We start from the raw sequence: 6,129 nt of genomic DNA, 5'->3' as shown, positions 1-6,129 counted from the left end.
GAACTGGCTGCAGAACTAGCACTCGATGATGTTGCACTGCTGCTAGAAACAGATGAAGCTGAACTGGCGGCAGAACTAGCACTCGATGATGTTGCTGAAGAGCTCGTACCAGCTACCTCTTCAGTCTGCCCTTGGCCGGTAGTAGCCGCGTGAGTAACTTCCTGACCGGCGAATTGAAACTGTACAAAAAAAGTTGTTGCCATAATCGCAGCAAAACACCAAGTTTTACCCGCTTTATACATTTTGTAATGTAATTTTTTCGTATTAGTAACTGAATTCATATCGTTTACAACTCCCGTAACATTTGGCTTAAAAATGTTTCATAAAACACGAGATAATAATAACATCAGCTTTTTTAATTAAGAAAGAATTAAGCAATAGTTTGTAATAAAACAATTTTTAAAATTGTAATAAGTTCGTTATTAGTTTCTTGAAGCTGCCTTTTAGTAAGGCAGAATGCAATTCATTTTTTTGATATTGTTTATTTTTGTCATTTATTTGTAAATAATTTGTAAATAAAAATAATTTAAAAATACTGTTTTTCCTTCAAAAAAACACGTGCACATAAAGTTATCATTGGATTAACCAATTATTTAAAATGGCTGTTAAATTAATTAAAAAATTTTACATTCTTTACTTCAAGGCATACTAATAAACATCTTTTAATAACAATATATGCGTTTACAAGGTAGCATATAATTAGAAATAGGTGTTGACAACACCACAAAATTTTTCTTCTGAACATTTAATAGTTTTATTGTAAGAACGCTTATATAAAAACATAATTTTTCGAACTATTATTCACGACAAATTGACATCTTTGTTTTTCAAAAAAATAAACTAGAGAGGTCCATCACTATGAAAGATTTTTTAAAAAAGTTTCTTAAAATAACAGCATCGTGCGCTTTGATAACAAGCGGAATACTAGTGGCAGGAACGGTTTTTGTCACGAAAAAAATAGATAGTTCCGATGACAAAGCAAAAGATGAAGCGAATTCCATAAAAGACAAGATTACCAATAAAATAAAAGAAGGCTCTGAAAAAGCAATTAACAGTAAGGCAAGTAAAAAGAGCATAGCTAAGCTTGAAAATAAAACAAATAAAGCCAAAAAAGCCTTGGCAGATGCTGAAGGCAGGCTCAAAAATAAAATAGACGAGGTCAAAAAGAGTATCGACGAAAAATAATTAATTATATAAATACGAGATTTTAAAAAAGAACCCAAACAGGTTCTTTATTTTTTTGAATGCAACTTAATCAAATCGTGTAGTTGCTTGAAATCAGGTCTGATGTCATAAGCATGTTCTTTGGTCTTAATCAACCTTTGAATTTGTTGGTCAATGCGGTCCAAGTCCTCTTCATCAGTATAAGCAATCCAATTAATATGCTCCAACCAATCAAAATAGGCGTGTTTACCTTTTCCATAACTATTTCCAAAAAGCAGACAAGGAGTTCCAGTGAGAACCGAAAATACCATCGCATGCCAGCGGTCAGTAATAACTATTTCCTGATGAGCGAACAATTCTAATTCTTCTTTAAAGAGTTTTTCCCGATTAATAGGCGTGATTCGTTTAACCGTATCAAGGACGGTATCAGTCCGTTTTAGCGGACGATTATTATCCAACATCTTTTTCATCGAATCAATCAAGGAATCTCCGACAACCTTTTCACCGTCATGACGCAAAACAAACAATGCACCCGAACGCTTAAAATCATAATGAGAAGCTTTGAAATAAAGAACCATATCCGGAGTGAAGAGAACTTGATTATCGAAAGTTGTCTGCATACGATGATAGCTTTGTGCATCGCGGGCAATTAAAAACAAGTGTCGGTTTTTGCCATAAGCTTCCTGGCTTAGTTTCTGTTCCTTCAGCCCAGAAGGAGTATCTTCAAAGTGAATCGACTGAGGGAAAGAAATCGTTAAATTATTAACAAAAGTTGAAAAGACTTTTCGTCGGGCCGCTTCGTGATTCGTATAGAGGCTCCCCATATTTCCTCCGCCAACGAAAGAAACAATATCTTGGGAAGTGATGATTTTTTTGACCGCTTCAATCCCCTCATCGTTGTCATCTTCCAATATCTCAATATACTGATATTCAGGAAACTCATTTTCAATATACTTTCTTTGTGCTAGAGAAACTGCCTGGTCACCCAAATTAGTGTAACTGGGAATACCAAAGGCAAAAAACTTCGGTCGACTGTTGGTCGGAAGTACTTTATCAGCTTTCGTAGTTTCAATGAAAAAATCAGACATCTTTCCCTCCTAAAACTCTAATTCTTGTCCCTGGATATTAAATCTTTTTTCGATAAGCCTGCTGGATCACTTTAATTTATAGAAAACGAACACCAAAAGACAGGCTTTCATACCATTAGTGGTTCATTGTAAAAATGAAAAAATAACAAATGACTTTTCATAAATATGTAACAGTTGTCCTTAACAATAAGACGAAAAATCACCGTTTACCAAGGAAGCAAAAAGCTTCTTAAATCAATCTTACTCATAAAACTCAGTATAAATTTGTAAACGACCATTTTTAGCGATTTTTGTTTTTAAACTTGCAGTAGTAAGTACAAGCATATGTGAGAATTAAAAAACAGATAGTTAAGAACTGTTTAATTAATGGAGAAGGAAAGGGATTTGAACCCTCGCATCGTAACAAAAGTTAACGACCTACCTGCCTAATAAATTAAACAGGCCTCTTAAACCAGACTTGAGTACTTCTCCGAAATTGTCGATTAGAAAATGGACAACAGAAAATATACTAACATAAAAAATTAAGAATTATAGCAAGCAGATGGATATTTTTTAAATTACGGTAAATTCTAATATTGATAATTTTTCATGATTAAAAAAATCAAACATTTTTAACTGAAAATTTCTTTGAACGGTACTTTCGACCTTCATTATTAATAATGTAGGCCCTAATATAAGTGGATTCATATTTTTCCGCCAGAGAAATTACTTTATTCCGATCGAAGGGAATTTGTATTGAATCCCAACCTTTCAATTCAAATTCACGCTGATCGTTAAATTTTAATCTTTCTTTATTTTCAAATAAGATTCCGCTGCTTTTAATTATTGAATTTGCACGGCTTCGATTAAGAATCTCGATTATCAAAACATTATCTTTAATAGGAATTAAATCATTGTTTAAGTGACGGTCACTATTATCATTTGCAGAAAAAATCCTTAAATCAAATTGTCTAAAACGAAACTGGATAAATCTCTGAATTTCTAAACATACAGCAGGAAAAATCACAATAATGGCCACGGTTCTCCAAAATGCCCCTTCAGCAAACCAGCTACTATTTAACCAATCCCATAAAGAACCCATAAACAAATATTAAATCTTATAGATACAAAAAACACCCAACTTCTTATGGTCGAGTGTTAAACAAAAAATAGATTAAGAAATTTCGGATACAATGCATAATTTTATGTCCAAATACAATTATATAGAATTATCAATTTCTTTGCTCACAGGACGTTTACTAAAGCACCAACCACCCTTAAGACCGTACTTTCGAAGCTTTATTTTATACTTGGTAAAGCAAAACACAGGTTATGCCGGTAGTTATTAGGCCTTTAAAGAAACAGAATATAGGAGTCAAGGATTGAGAAACCTGATAAAACTGAATCGCTTAAATAATTTTCATAACATATGTAAAAAAATATTGCAATTAAAATTTGGAAGAAGTATGGTATTTCTATGGACATCGAAATAACCAGAGAAAAAAATTAGCCGAGTTATTTAACGCTCTTAGCGAACCCAACCGAATCAGAATCATTAAAATTTTAAGAGATAGCGATAAGGAATTAACTTGCAGTCAAGTTTGCCGTGAGAACTGAGAACATTACATACAGTTGTTAATGGACTGCCTCCGATTATGTCGGCCAAGACAATGAATTGGCTATCCTTTGGAATCGTTTTCAAAAGTTTTTGAAAACGTTCACCAAAAGTATCAGCTGATTCATCGGGTTTCAGGCCAACCGCAATTACGGAAGACATTGATGCACTTGCAAACATGGCCAACGAACTTTTCAATCCCTTTGAAAAATCTCCATGGCTAACAAGAAGCAAATATTTCATTTCAAATTCCCCTTCCCGATTATTATCTTTGTTACGAGTGCAAGGACTAAAATTTATGCATGTAAGATGAGTAGAGCGAAGCACTATTGGTAAATCCGCTTTTTCATTTGATTTATTATCTTTCAAAAAGACGATAAACTTTCTTTACAAAATGGCAAAAATATCAATTTTGAAAACGAATTCATTTAATGTAAAACTGAATTCACCTTACATAAATCAATATTAGTCACTTATGATTTTTTTTACAAGGTTTCACATTACTCTTTTTTACAGTATCCGATTGATTGGAATTTATATTTAAAAATAATTAATTTATTTGAAAGAAAGCGCATACACTAATAGTATAAGTATAGAGATTGATTCCATTAATAAAGCAATCTCTTCTTAAATTTGGCTGCAATATCAGCTGTAAGGAGAAAGAATGAAGGAAGCCATATAAGCAGAACAAATTACGATTGACCAAATGGCACAGATGATTGATCACACTTTTTTGAAGGCTTACGCAAAAAAAGAAGACCTAAAAAACTTTGTGAAGAAGCTAAAGCAAATCATTTCAAAATGGTAGCGATTAATTCTGTTCCTGTTGCATATTGCCACAAACAGTTGAAGGGCTCGAATGTGCATGTAGGGGCAGCAATTAGTTTTCCGCTCGGACAGACTACAATCGAAAGCAAAGCATTCGAGACAAAAAACGCGATCGAAAATGGTGCCGACGAGATTGATTACGTTCTAAATATTGGTCAATTAAAAGACAAAAATCTTGATTACATTCGAAGAGAAATGGAAACAATCGTCAAGCTCTGCCACTCTCACAAGGTAATTGTGAAAGTAATTCTGGAAACTTGTTATCTAACTGATCTGGATATTATCAATGCTTGCCAGATTGCCAGAGAAATTAAACCTGATTTTGTGAAGACTTCTACCGGCTTCGGCAGCGCGGGTGCCAAAGTGGAAGACGTCCGTTTAATGAAAAAACAGTAGGTAGTCTTGTCAAAGTTAAGGCTGCAGGCGGTATTCGGTCCCTAACCGATGCACTTGCAATGATCAAAGCCGGTGCAGAACGTATCGGCACGAGCCACGGTATAGAAATTATTAACGAACTAAAAAGAGGCCAAAAACATGGACAAGTTTAGATTGCTATAATAATTATTAAAATTTCTCAATTGGCTTATCCGATTCTTTCACAGATTTTTTCTAAGCAGAGTTAAGCATAAATAAAAAAGCGAGGAAAAATATTCCCTCGCTCCTTTAAATAAAATTTAATTGAAATAACAAGAAAAAAGCCATGAAAAACTGGCTTCTTAATATAAAGACTGGTATGAAGAATAATTGTCCTTTTTTATCAATTCATTTTATTTCAATCTGTATATCTGCTCGTTATCATTTATCCTCGATCCTTTTATACAGCTCAACTATCTCACCGGCCAGATCACGAAAGGTAATCGCGGTCATGACATGGTCCTGGGCATGGACCATTAACAGACTCATTTGGGCGTGTTCTCCGTTTGCTTCTTTAGTCAACATATCAGTCTGGGCGTTATGGGCCTGGGCTAGAAAACGATCGGCTTCTGTTAGTTTTAGTTCGGCTTCTTTGAAGTCTTTTTCTTTTGCGGCCTTAATGGCTAAGAAGGATGCTCCTTTGGCATTGCCGCCGGCGATGATCAGGCTCATGATGACCTTTTGGTTTTCAATCTCTTCACTCATCTTAGCCGATCTCTTTTAAAGCCTGGTTTAAAACTTTTTCTCCGTTCATCAGCCCATAGTCCTGCATGTTAATTACTTCAACTGGGATTTTGACCTTTTCTTTAAACTGGGAGAGCATATAGCTGACCTGGGGTCCGAGCATTAAAATATCCGGCTGTTCGCTTTCTAGTTTGTTATCGGCATCGGAAGCAGCCGTGGCAAAGATATCAACATCTTCTCCCTGCTCTTTAGCCGCCTTTTGCATCTTGCTTACCAGTAGGCTGGTCGACATCCCGGCCGCACAAACCAACATTACTTTTTTCTCTGCCATTATTGTTCCTTTCACTATTAATCTAA

General features: G+C 34.7%; 6 protein-coding genes, 1 tRNA gene and 2 pseudogenes. 2 read left to right on the top strand and 7 right to left on the bottom strand.

Translation table 11 applies throughout. From position 1 onward, the window contains the following. Window positions 1-281, bottom strand: a 281-nt coding sequence (locus A3G9_RS1000000110075; protein ID WP_169330652.1) for a KxYKxGKxW signal peptide domain-containing protein, incomplete at its 3' end; no start/stop codon positions are given. Window positions 282-858: 577 nt separating this feature from the next. Here A3G9_RS1000000110075 and A3G9_RS0109160 point away from each other — a divergent pair. After that, entirely contained in the window at window positions 859-1,185 is a 327-nt protein-coding gene (locus A3G9_RS0109160; RefSeq protein WP_002820401.1) for a hypothetical protein, read from the top strand. 47 nt (window positions 1,186-1,232) lie between these two features. Here A3G9_RS0109160 and A3G9_RS0109155 read toward each other — a convergent pair whose 3' ends face one another. From A3G9_RS0109155 to A3G9_RS0109145, 4 genes and pseudogenes are all read right to left on the bottom strand, one after another. Further along, on the bottom strand, window positions 1,233-2,252 hold the full coding sequence (locus A3G9_RS0109155; RefSeq protein ID WP_002821377.1) for a polysaccharide pyruvyl transferase family protein: 1,020 nt from the start codon (window positions 2,250-2,252) through the stop codon (window positions 1,233-1,235). 367 nt (window positions 2,253-2,619) lie between these two features. Next, window positions 2,620-2,723: transfer RNA gene (locus A3G9_RS1000000110165), tRNA-OTHER, on the bottom strand. 130 nt (window positions 2,724-2,853) lie between these two features. Next, a complete protein-coding gene (locus A3G9_RS0109150; protein ID WP_002821378.1) occupies window positions 2,854-3,333 on the bottom strand; it encodes a hypothetical protein in 480 nt (159 codons plus the stop codon). Between the two features lie 480 nt (window positions 3,334-3,813). Beyond that, a pseudogene (locus A3G9_RS0109145) lies at window positions 3,814-4,089 on the bottom strand (PTS sugar transporter subunit IIA); the annotation flags it as partial. Window positions 4,090-4,552: 463 nt separating this feature from the next. Here A3G9_RS0109145 and deoC point away from each other — a divergent pair. After that, a pseudogene (gene deoC / locus A3G9_RS01000000109720) lies at window positions 4,553-5,222 on the top strand (deoxyribose-phosphate aldolase). Between the two features lie 247 nt (window positions 5,223-5,469). Here the strand turns inward: deoC and A3G9_RS0109130 are convergent. Together A3G9_RS0109130 and A3G9_RS0109125 are read right to left on the bottom strand one after the other, a co-directional pair. Beyond that, window positions 5,470-5,793, bottom strand: coding sequence for a PTS sugar transporter subunit IIA (locus tag A3G9_RS0109130; protein ID WP_002821183.1), 324 nt, complete (start codon window positions 5,791-5,793; stop codon window positions 5,470-5,472). 1 nt (window position 5,794) lies between these two features. After that, window positions 5,795-6,103, bottom strand: a complete 309-nt coding sequence (locus A3G9_RS0109125; RefSeq protein WP_002820084.1) for a PTS sugar transporter subunit IIB — start codon at window positions 6,101-6,103, stop codon at window positions 5,795-5,797. Between the last annotated feature and the right edge of the window lie 26 nt (window positions 6,104-6,129).

Source organism: Oenococcus oeni DSM 20252 = AWRIB129, from assembly GCF_000372485.1.
GTDB lineage: Bacteria > Bacillota > Bacilli > Lactobacillales > Lactobacillaceae > Oenococcus > Oenococcus oeni.
The sequence above is the reverse complement of the archived record's forward strand: the minus strand, read 5'-3'. Positions and strand labels throughout refer to the sequence as shown.

Coding starts and splice junctions, on each gene's coding strand:
- A3G9_RS0109130 (WP_002821183.1), bottom strand. CDS start 5,793: ATGAGTGAAGAGATTGAAAACCAAAAGGTCATCATGAGCCTGATCATC.
- A3G9_RS0109160 (WP_002820401.1), top strand. CDS start 859: ATGAAAGATTTTTTAAAAAAGTTTCTTAAAATAACAGCATCGTGCGCT.
- A3G9_RS0109150 (WP_002821378.1), bottom strand. CDS start 3,333: ATGGGTTCTTTATGGGATTGGTTAAATAGTAGCTGGTTTGCTGAAGGG.
- A3G9_RS0109155 (WP_002821377.1), bottom strand. CDS start 2,252: ATGTCTGATTTTTTCATTGAAACTACGAAAGCTGATAAAGTACTTCCG.
- A3G9_RS0109125 (WP_002820084.1), bottom strand. CDS start 6,103: ATGGCAGAGAAAAAAGTAATGTTGGTTTGTGCGGCCGGGATGTCGACC.